Annotated in this window: 12 protein-coding genes and 2 pseudogenes; 2 read left to right on the top strand and 12 right to left on the bottom strand. The window is 72.1% G+C overall.

Annotated elements, in window-relative coordinates; genetic code table 11:
- Positions 1-4: 4 nt before the first annotated feature.
- From gltX to ACRAWC_RS01415, 5 genes are all read right to left on the bottom strand, one after another.
- Positions 5-1,522, bottom strand: a complete 1,518-nt coding sequence (gene gltX / locus ACRAWC_RS01435; RefSeq protein WP_431346149.1) for a glutamate--tRNA ligase — start codon at positions 1,520-1,522, stop codon at positions 5-7.
- A 12-nt stretch (positions 1,523-1,534) separates the two neighbouring features.
- Positions 1,535-2,323 carry a fumarylacetoacetate hydrolase family protein gene (locus tag ACRAWC_RS01430; protein ID WP_431346148.1) on the bottom strand — a complete coding sequence of 263 codons (789 nt, stop codon included), beginning with the start codon at positions 2,321-2,323 and terminating at the stop codon, positions 1,535-1,537.
- A complete protein-coding gene (locus tag ACRAWC_RS01425; protein ID WP_431346147.1) occupies positions 2,320-3,198 on the bottom strand; it encodes a ketopantoate reductase family protein in 879 nt (292 codons plus the stop codon). The genes ACRAWC_RS01430 and ACRAWC_RS01425 overlap by 4 nt, the downstream gene beginning before the upstream one ends.
- A 26-nt stretch (positions 3,199-3,224) precedes the next feature.
- Positions 3,225-4,202 (bottom strand): AraC family transcriptional regulator, encoded by a 978-nt coding sequence (locus tag ACRAWC_RS01420; protein ID WP_431346146.1) that lies wholly within the window; start codon positions 4,200-4,202, stop codon positions 3,225-3,227.
- A 73-nt stretch (positions 4,203-4,275) separates the two neighbouring features.
- On the bottom strand, positions 4,276-5,241 hold the full coding sequence (locus ACRAWC_RS01415; RefSeq protein WP_431346145.1) for a LysR family transcriptional regulator: 966 nt from the start codon (positions 5,239-5,241) through the stop codon (positions 4,276-4,278).
- An 82-nt stretch (positions 5,242-5,323) separates the two neighbouring features.
- On the opposite strand from ACRAWC_RS01415, the gene ACRAWC_RS01410 reads away from it, so the two are divergent.
- Entirely contained in the window at positions 5,324-6,433 is a 1,110-nt protein-coding gene (locus ACRAWC_RS01410; RefSeq protein WP_431346144.1) for an aminotransferase class V-fold PLP-dependent enzyme, read from the top strand.
- 98 nt (positions 6,434-6,531) lie between these two features.
- Here the strand turns inward: ACRAWC_RS01410 and ACRAWC_RS01405 are convergent, their stop codons facing one another.
- From ACRAWC_RS01405 to ACRAWC_RS01395, 3 genes and pseudogenes are all read right to left on the bottom strand, one after another.
- Entirely contained in the window at positions 6,532-7,662 is a 1,131-nt protein-coding gene (locus tag ACRAWC_RS01405) for a branched-chain amino acid aminotransferase (protein ID WP_431346143.1), read from the bottom strand.
- 23 nt (positions 7,663-7,685) lie between these two features.
- Positions 7,686-8,740 (bottom strand): annotated as a pseudogene (locus tag ACRAWC_RS01400) (3-isopropylmalate dehydrogenase).
- A gap of 75 nt (positions 8,741-8,815) precedes the next feature.
- Complete coding sequence (locus ACRAWC_RS01395; RefSeq protein ID WP_431346566.1) at positions 8,816-10,351, bottom strand: MFS transporter; 1,536 nt, start codon at positions 10,349-10,351, stop codon at positions 8,816-8,818.
- 168 nt (positions 10,352-10,519) lie between these two features.
- On the opposite strand from ACRAWC_RS01395, the gene ACRAWC_RS01390 reads away from it, so the two are divergent.
- Positions 10,520-11,101, top strand: coding sequence for a TetR/AcrR family transcriptional regulator (locus ACRAWC_RS01390; protein WP_431346142.1), 582 nt, complete (start codon positions 10,520-10,522; stop codon positions 11,099-11,101).
- An 8-nt stretch (positions 11,102-11,109) separates the two neighbouring features.
- On the opposite strand, the gene ACRAWC_RS01385 is transcribed toward ACRAWC_RS01390, so the two are convergent.
- The 4 genes and pseudogenes from ACRAWC_RS01385 to ACRAWC_RS01370 all read right to left on the bottom strand — a co-directional run bounded on the left by ACRAWC_RS01385 (position 11,110) and on the right by ACRAWC_RS01370 (position 15,340).
- Complete coding sequence (locus ACRAWC_RS01385) at positions 11,110-12,357, bottom strand: RNA polymerase sigma factor (protein ID WP_431346141.1); 1,248 nt, start codon at positions 12,355-12,357, stop codon at positions 11,110-11,112.
- A 121-nt stretch (positions 12,358-12,478) separates the two neighbouring features.
- Positions 12,479-12,730: pseudogene (locus tag ACRAWC_RS01380) on the bottom strand (YciI family protein); the annotation flags it as partial.
- A 165-nt stretch (positions 12,731-12,895) separates the two neighbouring features.
- Complete coding sequence (gene serA / locus ACRAWC_RS01375) at positions 12,896-14,488, bottom strand: phosphoglycerate dehydrogenase (protein ID WP_431346140.1); 1,593 nt, start codon at positions 14,486-14,488, stop codon at positions 12,896-12,898.
- A 105-nt stretch (positions 14,489-14,593) separates the two neighbouring features.
- Positions 14,594-15,340 carry a copper homeostasis protein CutC gene (locus ACRAWC_RS01370; protein WP_431346139.1) on the bottom strand — a complete coding sequence of 249 codons (747 nt, stop codon included), beginning with the start codon at positions 15,338-15,340 and terminating at the stop codon, positions 14,594-14,596.
- Positions 15,341-15,400 lie beyond the last annotated feature (60 nt).

Here is a 15,400-nt window from a genome sequence, read left to right as displayed (position 1 = left end):
GGACCTAGTTCAGGCTCGCCGACAGCGCGCCCAGCCGGGCGAGCGACTCGGCCTTGCCGAGGATCTCCATCGACTCGAACAGCGGAGGCGACACCCGGCGGCCCGAGACGGCCACACGCAGCGGTCCGAAGGCGACGCGCGGCTTGAGCCCGAGGGCCTCCACCAGGGCGTCCCGCAGTGCGCCCTCGATCGCGTCGTGCGTCCACTCCGACTCCGGCAGCACCTCGAGCGCGCCGAACGACGCGGCGAGCACCTCGCCCGCGTTGTCGGGCAGCGAAGCGCGGGCGTCGTCCTCGATCGTCAGCGACTCGGCGTCCGTGAACAGGAACCCGAGCATCCCCGGCGTCTCGCCGAGGAGCTGCACACGCTCCTGAACGAGCGGCGCGGCCTCCGCCAGCACCGCGCGCTGGGCGTCCGTCAGCGGCTCGGTCAGCACACCGGCGGCGACCAGGTACGGGATGGTGCGCTCGGCGAAGTCCCCGACCTCCAGCAGCCGGATGTGGTCGCCGTTGATCGACTCGGCCTTCTTCTGGTCGAAGCGGGCCGGGTTCGGGTTCACGTCGGCGACATCGAACGCGGCGACCAGCTCGTCGACCGAGAACACGTCGCGGTCGTGCGTGAGCGACCAGCCGAGGAGCGCCAGATAGTTGACCAGCCCCTCCGGGACGAACCCGCGGTCGCGGTGGTGGAAGAGGTTCGACTCCGGGTCGCGCTTGGAGAGCTTCTTGTTGCTCTCGCCCATCACGTACGGGAGGTGGCCGAACCGCGGCACGAAGGTCGTCACGCCGGCGTCGATGAGCGCGTGGTACAGCGCGATCTGACGCGGGGTCGACGACAGCAGGTCCTCGCCGCGGAGCACATGCGTCACGCCCATGAGGGCGTCGTCCACGGGGTTCACGAACGTGTACAGCGGGTGGCCGTTCGGGCGCACGACGACGAAGTCGCTGAACGATCCGGCCGGGAAGGTGATCTCGCCGCGCACCAGGTCGTCGAAGCTGAGGTCGTCGTCCGGCACCCGCAGGCGCAGCGCGGGCTCGCGGCCCTCGGCACGGTAGGCGGCCTTCTGATCCTCGGTGAGGTCGCGCTCGAAGTTGTCGTAGCCGAGCTTCGGGTCGCGGCCGAGCGAGACGTTGCGCGCCTCGATCTCCTCGCCGGTGGCGAAGCTCTCGTAGATGTGGCCGGAGGCCTTCAGCCGCTCGATCAGTTCGCGGTAGATGTCGTACCGCTGCGACTGCCGGTACGGCTCGTTCGGGCCGCCGGCGTCGATGCCCTCGTCCCAGTCGAGGCGCAGCCAGCGCAGCGCGTCGAGGATCATCGCGTACGACTCCTCGCTGTCGCGCGCGGCGTCGGTGTCCTCGATGCGGAAGATCAGCTTGCCGCCGGTGTGCCGCGCGTACGCCCAGTTGAACAGGGCGGTGCGGATCAGGCCGACGTGCGGGGTGCCGGTGGGCGACGGGCAGAACCGGACGCGGACATCCGCGCCGGTCGCGGTCGAGAAGGGGTGCGAGGCATTGTCAGACATACAGAGGAAATCCTACTTGGGCGCGCGCACCGGATTCACCAGCGAACCGACGCCTTCGATCTCCACCTCGACGGTGTCGCCTGCGACGATCGGCCCGACGCCGGCCGGCGTCCCGGTGAGGATGACGTCACCGGGCAGCAAGGTGAAGACGCTCGACGCGTAGGCGATGATCGACGGGATGTCGTGCACCATCTCGGAGATGCGCGCCTCCTGCTTCAGCTCGCCGTTGACGCGGGTGCGGAGGAAGGCCTCCGGGTCCAGCTCGGTCTCGATGACCGGGCCGAGCGGGCAGAAGGTGTCGAAGCCCTTCGCGCGCGTCCACTGGCCGTCCGACTTCTGGAGGTCGCGGGCGGTCACATCGTTCGCGACCGTGTAGCCGAAGATGTGCTCTGCGGCCTTCTCGGCGGGAACGTGGCGGGCGATCTTGCCGATCACGACCGCCAGCTCGCCCTCGTAGTCCACCTGCTTCGACTGCGGCGGCAGCACGATCGCGTCGCCGAGGCCGATCACCGCCGTGTTCGGCTTGAGGAACAGCAGCGGCTCGCCCGGCGCCGCCTCGCCGCCCATCTCGGCGGCGTGGTCGCGGTAGTTCTTGCCGACCGCGACGACCTTCGAGCGCGGGATCACCGGGGCCAGCAGCGAGCCGACCTGGCCGAGCGGCACGCGCTCCCCCGTCGTGTCGAAGCCGGAGAACAGCGGATCGCCGGCGAGGACGACCAGGGCGTCGTCGTCGACGATGCCGAAATCGATCACCGGGGTCTGCTCGGAGGGACGTGTGTGGCTGAACCGTGCGATCTTCACGCGTTCGAGCCTAGCGCCGCGACGATCCGGGCGACCGCCGGTGTGGGGACACCGTGCCGGGCGCCGATGCGCAACAGCGCGCCGCCGATCGCGTCCAGCTCGTTCAGGTGGCCGTCGGCGAGGTCCTCCTGCAGGGAGGTGCGCATCCCGCCGGGGACGCTGTGCAGCACGCGGATCAGGTCGAGCGTGGAGGTCGGGACGCCCTCCGCCGTCGAGCAGGCGACGATCTCGGAGACGACCGCCTCGGTCAGTTCCGGGTCCTCGCTGAGCGCCGGGCCGGCCGACTGGCGCCAGTAGGAGGTCAGCAGCGCGAGCGCCGACAGCAGCCGGAACTTCGCCCAGAGCACCTCGGCCTCCGTTCCGCCGACCTTCACCCGCGGACCGGCGTCGGCGAGGGCGCGGATGGAGGCGAAATCGCCCGCGGCCTCCGGAGCCTCGATGTTCACGAACGGGCTGCGGTGATCGATCGCGGTGGTGGAGGCGCGCAGGGCGGACACCGCGACGGACGCGCCCGCCACCGGCACGCCGGGCAGCGCCTCCCGCAGCAGGCCCATGTGCTCGACACCGTTGAGGAACGACACCACCTCGCTCGGCTGCGCCGCCGCGATCCCGGGGAGGACATCCTCCTGCCCGTAGGCCTTGGTCGCCACGATGACGCTCGCGCCCCGCGGGACCTCGGTGGCGGCAGAGACCCGCTCGACGCCGTCGCCGAAGGTGGCGCTGCGCACCTCGATGCCGTTCGCGCGGATCGCCTCGACCGTCGCGGGACGGCCGACCGCGACGACATCGTGCCCGGCGCGGCTCAGCAGCCAGGCGAACAAGCCGCCGACGGCACCGGGACCGACGACGGCGAAGACAGGTGCAGGAGCATTCATGGCTCGATCGTAGCCAGCGTTCGCGCCTATCCCTGTCGCAGCGCTTCCACGGGAAGGACCCCGTAGACGGTTCGATACCGGGCGGCGAAACGGCCGAGGTTGGAGAATCCCCAGCGTGAGGCGATCGCGGAGACGCTCGCGGTCTCGGGGCTGGCACGTAGGAGCTCTCGGTGCGCGTTCTCGAGACGCACGCGGGTGAGATAGACCAGCGGGGTGGTGCCCGCGTGGGCGACGAACCCGCGTCGCAGCGTGCGGGCGCTGGCCCCGACGGCGGCGGCCACATCGGGGATGCTGATCGGCAGCCCGGCGTTCTCCTCGATGAAGTCCATCGCTCGCCGGATCACAGCGGGGACGACCTGACTCCTGTCACGTTCGAGCGCGCCCCGGTAGCGGTGCTCGGTCGCGAGGAACAAGCCGGTCATGACCATGCTGGCGAGGTGCGCCGACAGCAGTGGGTTGCCGGCCAACCCGTCCGGACCGCGAGCCGAGCCGTAGAGGGCCTGGACGATCCGCCACCACTCGGCGGCTCGGCCCGCTCTGAGGTCGACGAGCGGAGCGAAGTCGATCGGCGTCGTCACCTCGTCGCCGATGATCCGCCCGAGCTCCCGTTCCAGCGTCCGCCGGTCGATGCGGACCATCGTCAGCCGGTCGCGGGGGTGCTCGAAGCCCGAGATGGTCGACTCCACGTCCGGGCCCGCAACCGCGGCGTGCTCCGGACTGGCCACGACCTCCCGCCGGCCGGTCCTCAGATTCAACAGACCGGCGCTCGGCGCGCTGATTCCGTAGGCATCGCTGTGGGATCGCATCTCGACGTCGACCTCGGCGCCGTACGCCATCCGGACCAGGCTGACGCTCCCGAGCTGGAAGCCGGAGACTTTCCAGGCGAACGGGGCGTCGACGCGCACCGGGGTCACCCGGTGTTCGTAGCCCAGCAGGCGGGCGGAGATCTCGACCGCCTCGTCGACGTCAGCCGAGCGGTAGGTCTGAAAGCCTGACGCGACCATGTCCACCCCCTCCGGCGAATCCGAGGCGACTGCGGCCATTGTTCCGCGTCGCGCCGGCTCGGGCAACAGCGCGTCAGCCGACAGGAGCCGGCTCGCGCGAGCCGGGAGTCAGCCCCCAGGGCGCACCGTCGAGGGCCAGAAGCGCGTCCGCCGTGGCGGCGATGGCCGGGACCGCGTCGGAACCCGCGGCAGCCACGAGGTTGATGGTGCGGTGGTCGCGGTTCGCGGTCGGCCGCAGCACCACGCCCTCCACCGCTCCCGCCGAGCCGACCGCGAGCGCGGGCAGCAGGGCGACGCCGACGCCCTCGGCGACCATCCGCAGCACGGCGATGAAGTTGTCGGTCTCGTAAGCGATGCGCGGTGCGTAGCCGCAGGCGTCGGTGAGCTCGAGGAGGTGGCCGCGGCAGCGCGGGCAGCCGCCGATCCAGGAGGCCGTCGCCAGCTCGGCGAGGTCGACGCGTTTGCCCGCGGCGAGGGGATGGTCGGCGCGCAGGGCGACCAGCATCTCGTCCTTCCAGAGCGGTACGACGGCGAGGCCGCGCGCGCTCTCGCGGTGCGGGTCGACGCGATCGCCCGGGTAGCTGAAGGTGATGGCGAGGTCGGCGGCCTGATCGCGGACGGCCGCGACGGCTTCCGGAGGCTCGGCCTCCAGGTAGGTGATGCGGACGCCCGGATGCGCGGTCTCCATCGTGTTGAGCAGGCGCGGGACGAGCGAGGACGACGCCGACGGGAAGCCCGCCAGCCGCACCCGGCCGGTGCGGAGGCCGCGCAGGTCGGCGAGCTCGCCGGCGGCCGCGTCGAGCGCAGTGGTCACGGCGCGGGCGTGCCGCGCGAGGACACGACCCGCCTCGGTGAGCCGGACGCCGCGGCCGGCGCGCGCGACCAGCGGCATCCCGATGCGACCCTCCAGGCGGCGCAGGTGCTGGCTGATCGCGGGCTGGCTGTAGCCCAGCGACTCGGCGGCGCGGGTGATGGAGCCGTGGTCGGCGATCGCCCGCACCACGCGGAGGCTGTGGGAGTCGAGGTCGTCGAGCAGCATGAACGAATCATAACGCTGGGTGATCGATGCGATTCAACACCTGTTCTGGTGTGATGTGTGAGGGTCGCTCAGGATGGAGGTCATGCCCGAGACGCGCACCCTCGCCGCCACCCGGCCGACGCCGGACTTCCACAACGCCTTCGCCGCCGGCGCCGGCTACCTCGCCGCGTGCACGCAGGGCCTGCCCACGCACGCCACGGTCGAGGCGACCCGCGCCGACCTGGACCGCTGGGCGCGCGGCGAGGCCACTCCGGGCGACTACGACGCCGCGATCGCACGCGCTCGCTCCGCGTTCGCCCGGCTGGCGGGCGTGACCGTGGACGATGTGGCGATCGGGTCGCAGGCTTCGGTGCTGGCCTCCCTCGTCGCGGCGTCGGCGCCGGACGGGGCCGTCGTGGCCTGCCCGGAGGGCGACTTCGCCTCGGTCGTCGCGCCCTTCCAGGCGCAGGCGCACCGCGGCGTGCGGGTGCGGGAGGTCCCATTGGCCGACCTCGCGGACGCCATCGACGGCGACACCTGGCTCGTCGCCTTCTCCGTCGTGCAGTCCGCGACCGGCGAACACGCCGACGCCGGCGCGATCCTCGACGCCTGCGCCCGAACGGGCACGCTGAGCCTCGCCGACCTCACCCAGGCGCTCGGCTGGCTCCCGGTGGACGCCTCCCGGTTCGACCTCACCATCACGCACGCCTACAAGTGGCTGTGCGCGCCGCGCGGCAGCGCCTTCCTGACAGTGAAGCCCGGACTGCGGGATGCGCTCAATCCCGTGCACGCCGGCTGGTATGCGGGAGAGGACCCGTGGAGCTCCTGCTACGGACCGCTCCGGGAGCCCGCCTCTTCGGCGCGCCGCTTCGACGTCTCCCCCGCCTGGCCGGTGTGGCCGGGCACGGCGGCGGCGCTGGAGTTCTTCGCCTCGCTCGACCGCGTCGCGGTCCACGCTCACGCGACCGGGCTGGGCGACCGGCTGGCGGAGGCGCTCGGGCTCGCCGACGCGCTCGGCGCTCCGGTGCGCGGCCGCGCCATCCTGAGCTGGCCGGACCCGGAGGGCGCCGACCTCGCTGCGCTCACCGCCGCCGGCCTGCGGGCCTCCGGCCGCGCCGGGCGCGCGCGCGTCGCCTTCCACCTCTGGAACACCGACGCCGACGTCGACCGCGTCCTCGCCGCGCTCGCCCCGCACCATTCGTCACGAATGTAGGGAAAAGTCGCCTCATTCGCGCGATTCGTCACGAATGTCGTGAGGCCCCGGTGCCGCGATTCGTGACAAATCGCGGCACGGGGGCGACGAGACGCGCCTTACGCGTCGAGGCGCACCATCCAGTTGTGGCGGTCGTGCTCGCGGCCGTACTGGATGTCGGTCAGCTCCTTGCGCAGCGACATCGTCAGCTCCCCGGGAGGCGCCGTGATGTCCCCGACCGTGAACGTGTCGGACTTCAGCTCGCCGATCGGCGTGATGACCGCGGCGGTCCCGCACGCGAAGACCTCGACGATGTCGCCGGACTCCACACCGTCGCGCCACTCGTCGATCGTCACGCGGCGACGCTCCACCGAGTGGCCGCGGTCGCGCGCGAGCTGCAGCACCGAGTCCAGCGTGATGCCCTCGAGGACGCTGTCCGACTCGGGCGTCACGAGGGTGCCGTCCTTGTAGACGAGCACGACGTTCATGCCGCCGAGCTCCTCGATGTACTTCCCCTCCACGGAGTCGAGGAACAGCACCTGCGCGCAGCCGTGCTCGTAGGCCTCGGCCTGCGGGAGGAGGCTCGACGCGTAGTTGCCGCCGGTCTTCGCCGCGCCCGTTCCGCCCTTGCCGGCACGCGACCAGTGGTCGGACAGCCAGATGGACACCGGCGCGACACCGCTCGGGAAGTACGCGCCCGCCGGGGACGCGATCAGGTAGAAGGCCACCTTGTTGGCCGGGCGCACACCCAGGAACGCCTCCTTGGCGAACATGAACGGACGCAGGTAGAGGCTGGTCTCCTCACGGTTGGGCACCCAGTCGCCGTCGACCGCGACGAGCTGCTTGAGCGCGTCGAGGAAGTGCTCGACCGGCAGCTCGGGCAGCGCCAGGCGGTAGGCGGAGCGCTGCATGCGGGCCGCGTTGGCCTCCGGGCGGAAGCTCCAGATCGAGCCGTCCTCGTGCCGGTAGGCCTTGAGGCCCTCGAAGATCTCCTGCGCGTAGTGCAGCACCGCGGCGGACGGCTCGAGCTGGATGGGGCCGTACGGGGAGACCCGCGGCCGGTGCCAGCCGCCCTTGGCCGACCAGCACAGGTCGACCATGTGGTCGGTGAAGTAGTTCCCGAAGCCCGGGTTCGCGAGGATCTCCTCGCGCTCGGCCGCGCTGCGCGACGACTCGTTGCGCGTGACGTTCCAGAGGAGGCCGGCCGTCTCGCTGGGTCCGGAGGTGAGGTTGATGCTGGTGGAGGTCATTGAGTGTCCTTTTGTGCGATGCGTCAATTCTGCGTCACGCGGGCCGCGATCGCGTCGCCCACTTCGGAGGTCGTGCGCGCGGCGCCGCTGCGGGCGGCGAGGTCGGACGTCACCGCCTGCTCGACCCGCTCGGCGAGCTCCCGGGCGCCGAGGTGGCGGAGGAGGAGCGCGACGGAGAGGATCGCGGCGGTGGGGTCGGCCTTCTGCTGGCCGGCGATGTCGGGGGCCGATCCGTGAACCGGTTCGAACATGCTCGGGAATTCGCCCGCGGGGTTGATGTTGCCCGAGGCGGCCAGTCCGATGCCGCCGCTGATCGCGGCCGCGAGGTCGGTGAGGATGTCGCCGAAGAGGTTGTCCGTGACGATCACATCGAATCTAGCAGGATCCGTGACCAGGAAGATCGTCGCCGCGTCGACGTGGAGATAGTCGACGGCCACCTCGGGATGCTCGGCCGCGACGGCATCCACGATGCGCTTCCAGAGCCCGCCCGCGAAGGTGAGCACGTTGGTCTTGTGCACCAGCGTGAGCTTTTGCGGCGCTGCTCGGCCTGCTCGAACGCGAAACGCACGACGCGCTCCACACCGTAGGCGGTGTTCACCGAGACCTCGTTGGCGATCTCGTGCGGCGTCCCCTGCCGGATCGCGCCGCCGTTGCCGACGTACGGGCCCTCCGTGCCCTCGCGGACGACGACGAAGTCGACCTCCCCGGGGTTCGCCAGCGGGCTCGCGATGCCCGGGAACAGGGTCGTCGGCCGCAGGTTCACGTAGTGGTCGAGCGAGAAGCGCAGCTTCAGCAGCAGCCCGCGCTCGATGTTCGCCCCGGCCAGCCGCGGATCGCCGGGCCTGCCGCCGACCGCGCCGAGCAGGATGGCGTCGTGTCCCGCGATCGCCGCGAGGTCGTCGTCGGTGAGCACGTCGCCGCTCGCCAGGTAGCGGTCGGCGCCGAGCGAGAAATGCGTCTTCTCGAACGCGAGCTCGCTGCCCGCGGTGACCGCGTCGAGCACCTTGACCGCCTCCGCGATCACCTCCGGACCGATTCCGTCCCCGGGGATGACGGCGAGTTGGACGGTTCTGCTCATGACGCTCCTGCACTGATCGGTGGGCGGACGGTTCCCCTACACACTATCGCCGCGCCGACGGCCGGCGCGCCCCGCTCAGCCGCGCACGCGCCGCAGCGTCACCAGCGCCAGCACCGCCGCCGTCAGCATCAGCCCGGCGCCGATGGAGGACGTGAGCGCGATGCCGCTGTCGAACGCGTGGCGCGCGGACCCCAGGAGCTGGGCCGCCGCCCCGCTCGGGAGGCCGCCTGCGACCGTCACCGCGCCGCCGAGCGTGTCCGCGGCGGCGGTCGCGTCGGCCGGGCTCAGCCCGGCCGGCAGCACGATCGCGGCGCGGTACGACGCGATGATGATGCTCCCGAGCGTGGCCGTGCCGAGCACCGCGCCCAGCTCGTACGCCGTCTCGGACACCGCCGACGCCGCGCCCGCCTTGTCCGCCGACGCCGTCGACACGATGAGCTCGTTCGACACGGTCTCCGCCGCGCCGATGCCCGCCCCGAGCAGCACGAACGCCGTCAGCAGAATGCCCCACGAGGCGTCCCCGCCGCTCACCGCGACGAGCAGGTAGCCCGCTGCCGAGACGCACAGGCCGCCCGCGATCACGAAGCCGGGCCGCAACCGCCGCGCCACCGGCACCACCAGGAGGCCCGACACGATCATGGTCGCGAGCCCAGGCAGCAGCACCAGCCCTGCCCGCATCGGCGGCATCCCGAGCACGAGCTGGAGGTGCTGCGACACGAAGAACAGGAAGCCGACCAGCGCGATCACGCTCAGCAGGTTGATCAGCACGGCGCCGCTGAACGCCGCGCGCCGGAACAGGCGCATGTCGAGCATCGGCACCGGCCTCCGGAGCTGACGCCGGACGAACAGCACCCCGGCGGTCACCCCGACGACCGCCCCGAGCACCGGCACGAGCGCGAGCCCGTGCACCGCGAACTCCTTGATCCCGTAGACGATCGGCGCCATCGTCACGAGCGACAGCAGGATGGACACGACGTCCACCGGCCCCGGCTCGGGGTCGCGCGACTCCCGCACGAGCAGCGGAGTGAGCACCAGCAGCGGGATGAGCACGGGTACCGCGAGCAGGAACACCGAGCCCCACCAGTAGTGCTCGATCAGCAGCCCGCCGACGATCGGCCCGAGCGCGGACCCGGCCGCGAAGCCCGCCGCCCAGATCGCTATTGCGACGCGGCGCTGCTCTCGGTCCTGGAACACGCTGCGCAGCAGCGACAGCGTGGACGGCATGAGCATCGCGCCGAACACCCCGAGCAGCGCCCGCGCCCCGATCAGCAGGTCGGCCGTCGGAGCGAACGCGGCCGCGGCCGAGACGGCGGCGAAGCCGGTCGCGCCGATCATCAGCACCTTCCGCCGGCCGATCCGGTCGCCGAGGCTGCCCATCGCGACCAGGAGGCCGGCGAGCACGAGCGGGTAGACATCCACGATCCAGAGCATCTCGGTGGAGGACGGCCGCAGCGCCTCGGTGATGGCCGGGAGCGCGAACCCCAGCACGGTGTTGTCGACCGACACCAGGAGGACCGGGAGCATGAGGACGACCAGGGCCGCCCAGGCGCGCGTGCCGGCGCGGGCGCGCGTGCCGGCGCGGGCGGGCGTGGGCGCAGGGGGCTGCGCCATCGGCTCGGCGGCGGCCGGAATGCGGTCGGGGCGGGCGGTCGCGGTCATGGATTTACTGTACCGTCCGGACGGTACAGTAGTCAATGAGCCGGGAGCCGCTGAGCCGGGAGCCGCTGAGCCGGGGCCGCTGACACGGGACCGCAGCGGTGTCGCGGCTAGCATGGCCCCATGGCCTCCCCCGCCGCATCGGCGTCCACCTCGTCCGCTCCCGCCGCGCGGTCCGCCCGCGACCGCATCCTCGACGCGTTCGAGGACCTGCTCGCCGAACAGAGCGAGCGCGCGGCGACGCTGGAGGCCGTGGCCGCGCGGGCGGGCGTCTCCAAGGGCGGCCTGCTCTACCACTTCGCGTCGAAGGATGCCCTGGTCGACGGCGTCCTGGAGCGCTTCGCGGCCGACCTCGCCGAAGACATCGAGCACATGCGGGCAGCGCCGGACGGGCCGGTCGCCTACTTCTTGCGGACGTCCATCCCGTCCGACAACCGCCTGGAACGCGTGATCGTCGCCATCGCCCGGCTCGCCCAGGCGTCGGACGCCCGCGCGAGCGACGCCCTCGCCGACGCCCAGCGGCAGTGGCTCAGCGAGCTGGAGGCCGTCGTGGGCGACCGGATGGTGGCGCTGACCATCATGCTGATCGGCGACGGGATGTACTACAACTCCGCCCTGCTGCCTGCGGCGAACACCGTGCTCCGCGACGAGACCGACCTCCATGAGCTGATCGGGCTGGTCGAGCGGCTGAGCGCGCAGGACTGAGCGGGCGCTCAGGCGCCGCCCGCAGCGAGCAGCCTGAGCAGCGACCTGCGTGTCCGGTCGTCACCCGCCGTCCCGATCGCGCGGCGCAGCTCGGCCTCCGATCCCGCCCGGTCCCCCGCCAGCCTCAGCAGCTCGGCGCGCACCGCGTGCGCCCGGGAGTCCAGCGGTCCGGCGAACGGGTCGGCCTCGGCGTCGAGCGCGGCGAGGGCGACCTCCGGTCCGGCGTCCGGGCTGTGAGCCAGGGCGACGAGCCGGCCGAGGCGCGCCGACGCGCTCGGCCAGACCCGCACCAGCCCGTCGTAGAGCCGGACGATCGCCGGCCAGTCGGTGGCCTCCCAGGTCGGGGCGATCGCATGCAGGCCGGCGATGCCCGCCTGCAGCCCGTAGCGCCCGTCGCCGTCCCTCGCGCCATCGAGCGCGACGGTCGCCAGCCGCTCCCCCTCCACCATCATCGCCACGTCCCAGCGCGTGCGGTCGGCTTCCCGCAGCGTCGCGAACTCGTCGTCCGCCGTCAGCCGCGTCGCCTGGCGGGCCTCGGTGAGCAGCAGCAGGCCGAGCAGTCCGGCGCTCTCCGCATCGTCCGCGATGCGGTGCGCGTCGCGGGCGAGGGCGATCGCGTCGGCGCGCAACCGGTCGTCCGCGGTCGCGTGCCCGACCGTGTAGAGCAGGTAGATCGTGGTCAGCGCGTCCGGCATCCTGGCTGCGACGGCCGCGCGGTCGTCGAGGGCGAACCGGAGGCCGGAGTCGTGGACGCGCTTCTTGGCGCGAGTGAGCCGAGCAGCCATCGTCGGCTCGGAGACGAGGAAGGCATCGGCGATCCGCGCGGTCGGAACGCCGCAGACGTGCCGCAGCGCCAGCGCCACGCGCGTCTCCGGCGCGAGGTCGGGATGCGCGACGAGCAGGATGAGATCCAGTCGCTCATCGCCGGTGAACACCACCCCACCACCCCTCTCCTCCGCGTCGGCGGCAGCCGCGCTCTCGGCGCGCTCGGCCTCCGCGGCCAGCATCGGCGCGACCCTCCGGGCGGACCGCTCGCGCCGGAACGCGTCGAGGGCGACCCGGCGCGCGACCGTCGTGATCCAGGCCGCCGGGTTCAGCGGCTCGCGGCCGCGCGCCGCCTCCGCGACGGCGCGCGCGAACGCCTCCTGCACCGCGTCCTCGGCGAGCAGGAGGTCGCCCGTCGTGCGTGCGACCGCGCCGAGGATACGGGCGGCGTCCTCGCGGTAGGCGCGCTCGATCCGGGAGGCCGGGGTCACGGCCCCGCCCTCCCCAGGCGCGTCGTCGCGCTGTCCGCCATCCGCAGCGCCGCCGGCGGGGCTCAGCGCACCGTGTCGAGCACCAGCACCGGGTACAGCTCGACCCACCCCCGGTCGGCACCATCGCGGCCAGTTCCCTGGCCTGCTCGGGCGTCGAAGCGGTGTAGCTGTAGAAGCCGGTGACGACCTCCCGGGTCTCGCTGAACGGCCCGTCGGTGATCAGCGGGGCGCCGCCCTCCCGCGGCGTGATCTTCGTCGCCTTGGTGATCGGCTGCAGTGCGCCGGTGGCGACGATCCGCTCACCGGCCGCGACCACGGCGTCCTGGAATGCCTTGTGGCCGGCCATGCCCGCCTGCCACTCCTCCGCCGTCATCGCCTCGGGGTCCCAGTTCGGCTCGTGGATGAGCAGAACGTACTCGTCGGACATCGTGGTCTCCTCACTTCGTCGGAACGCCGCCCCGCTCGGGCGACATCCCTACGACGCAAGTCAACCGTCGAAATCGACAGCGCGCGACAACATCTTTGCCGAAGGGGAGGGTCAGGACTCGCTGATGTCGATCTCCTGCAGGAGGTCGGCGTCGATCGCGACGCGGACCTTCTCGAGCAGGCCCTCGGGCACCCGTGAGTCGACCGTGAGCACGCTGAGCGCCTTGCCGCCGGCCGACGTCCGCGCGATCTGCATGCCCGCGATGTTGATCCGCGCCTCGCCGAACTCGTGGCCGTAGACCGCGACGATGCCGGGGCGGTCGTCGTAGACCATGACGATCAGGTGCTCGGCGATCGGCACCTCCACGTCGTAGCCGTTGATCTCCACGACCTTCTCGATCTGCTTCGTGCCGGTGAGCGTGCCGGAAACCGACACCTGCGAGCCGTCGCTGAGCGCGCCGCGCAGCGTGATCAGGTTGCGGTACTCCTCGCTCACCGAATCGGTGATGAGACGCACCTCGATGCCGCGCTGCTCGGCGAGCAGCGGCGCGTTCACGTATGACACCGTCTCGGAGACGATGTTGGTGAAGATGCCCTTGAGGGCCGCGAGCTTGAGCACGCTGACGTCGTAGTCGACCAGCTCGCCGCGCACCTCCACGTCGATGCTGGTCAGCGGGCTGTGCGCGAGGCCGGAGAACACCTGGCCGAGCTTCTCGACCAGCGGGATGCCGGGGCGCACGTACGGGTCGATGACGCCGCCGGCGACATTGACCGCGTCGGGCACGAGCTCCCCGGAGAGCGCGAGGCGCACCGACTTGGCGACCGACACGCCGGCCTTCTCCTGGGCCTCGTCGGTGGAAGCGCCGAGGTGCGGCGTGACGACGACGTTCTCCAGCTCCAGGAGCGGCGACTCGGTCGGCGGCTCGCTCACGAACACGTCGAGGCCGGCGCCGGCGATGCTCTTGGTGCTGAGCGCGCGGTAGAGGGCGTCCTCATCGATCAGGCCACCGCGGGCGACGTTGACGATGAACGCCGTCGGCTTCATCTGCGCGAGCTGGTCGTCGGAGATCATCCCGGTGGTCTCCGGGGTCTTCGGCATGTGGATGGTGATGAAGTCCGCGTCGGTGAGCAGTTCGTCCAGGCTGACGAGCTGGACGCCGAGCTGCTGCGCACGCGCGCTGGTGACGTAGGGGTCGTAGGCGATGACCTTGGTGCCGAACGCCTGCAGGCGCGCGGTGATGAGCGCGCCGATCCGGCCGAGGCCGATGATGCCGACCGTCTTCTCGTAGAGCTCGACGCCGGTGTACTTGGACCGCTTCCACTGCCCCTGCGCGAGCGCACTGTGCGCGGCCGGGATGTGCCGGGCGAGGCTCAGGATGTGGCCGACGGTGAGCTCCGCCGCCGAGATGATGTTGGAGGTCGGCGCGTTGACGACCATGACGCCCGCGTTGGTGGCGGTCTTGATGTCGACGTTGTCGAGGCCCACGCCTGCGCGGGCGATCACGCGCAGCTTGTTCGCCGCGCCGATCACCTCGGCGTCCACCTTGGTGGCCGAGCGCACCAGGATGGCGTCCGCGTCGGAGACGGCGGAGAGCAGTGCGGGCCGATCGGTTCCGTCGACATTGCGGATCTCGAAGTCCGGCCCGAGGGCGTCGACGGTAGCGGGCGAAAGTTCTTCGGCGATCAGCACGACCGGCTTTGTCACGTGGCAGTTCCTTACAGGGAGGCTGGCTTGGGAGAAGGCGCGCAGCAGTCGTCGGTGCGCGGGTTGCTTAACTCTAGCGGGAGCGCAACGCCGCCTTTCGCCGCGTTACGAACCGGCGGTGCGGACAGCGGCGACCGCCTCCCCGACCGTGGTCGGGTCGGTGATGTCGTAGGCAGCGTCTCCGCCGCCGGGACCGCTCGGCGCGCCCGACACCGACGTGCGCGCGGAGAGGTGCACGGCGTCGACGCCGGCCGCGATGAGGCGATGGATGTCCTGCACGCGCACTCCCCCGCCCGCCATCACCTGCACCCGGCCGCCCACCCGCTGGGCCAGCGCCCGCAGCCCGTCCAGGCCGTCGACACTGCGTGCGGCCCCGCCGGAGGTCAGGACGCGCGCGACGCCGAGCTCCGCGAGCGCGTCGGCCGCGCCCAGCGGGTCTGGCAGCGTGTCGAAGGCCCGGTGGAACGTCACCTCGAGACCGGCTGCCTCCGCGACGAAGCGGGCGACGGCCTCGCGGTCGATGCGCCCCGCCTCGTCCAACGCACCGACGACCACGCCCGCGGCGCCGGCCTCCCGGGCGAAGCGGATGTCGGCGGCGATCGTGCCGAGCTCGTCGGAGTCGTAGACGAAGCCGCCGCCGCGCGGCCGCACCAGCACGTGGGTGAAGCCCGCGCGACCGTCCTCCCGCGCCTGCTCGACCGCGGCCCGCACGAGACCGGCCGACGGGGTCAGCCCGCCGAGGCCCAGCGCGACGCACAACTCGACCCGGTCGGCGCCCTCGGCGAGGGCGACGCGCACGCCCGCGATGTCCTGGACGGCGATCTCGACGGCAGTGCGGCGGGGTTCGGGCATGCGGCCCACGATAGCGGCATTCCCGGCACGACGGCCCCGGCGTAACGTCGGCAGTGAGGG

The sequence above is a fragment of the Leifsonia sp. L25 genome (assembly GCF_050632895.1).
This window is presented reverse-complemented; position numbering and strand designations above follow the sequence as displayed.

Excerpts from the sequence above, each read along its gene's own strand:
- gltX (WP_431346149.1), bottom strand. The coding sequence starts at position 1,522 with ATGTCTGACAATGCCTCGCACCCCTTCTCGACCGCGACCGGCGCGGAT.
- ACRAWC_RS01425 (WP_431346147.1), bottom strand. The coding sequence starts at position 3,198 with ATGAATGCTCCTGCACCTGTCTTCGCCGTCGTCGGTCCCGGTGCCGTC.
- ACRAWC_RS01420 (WP_431346146.1), bottom strand. The coding sequence starts at position 4,202 with ATGGTCGCGTCAGGCTTTCAGACCTACCGCTCGGCTGACGTCGACGAG.
- ACRAWC_RS01415 (WP_431346145.1), bottom strand. The coding sequence starts at position 5,241 with ATGCTGCTCGACGACCTCGACTCCCACAGCCTCCGCGTGGTGCGGGCG.
- ACRAWC_RS01410 (WP_431346144.1), top strand. The coding sequence starts at position 5,324 with ATGCCCGAGACGCGCACCCTCGCCGCCACCCGGCCGACGCCGGACTTC.
- ACRAWC_RS01405 (WP_431346143.1), bottom strand. The coding sequence starts at position 7,662 with ATGACCTCCACCAGCATCAACCTCACCTCCGGACCCAGCGAGACGGCC.
- ACRAWC_RS01395 (WP_431346566.1), bottom strand. The coding sequence starts at position 10,351 with ATGGCGCAGCCCCCTGCGCCCACGCCCGCCCGCGCCGGCACGCGCGCC.
- ACRAWC_RS01390 (WP_431346142.1), top strand. The coding sequence starts at position 10,520 with ATGGCCTCCCCCGCCGCATCGGCGTCCACCTCGTCCGCTCCCGCCGCG.
- ACRAWC_RS01370 (WP_431346139.1), bottom strand. The coding sequence starts at position 15,340 with ATGCCCGAACCCCGCCGCACTGCCGTCGAGATCGCCGTCCAGGACATC.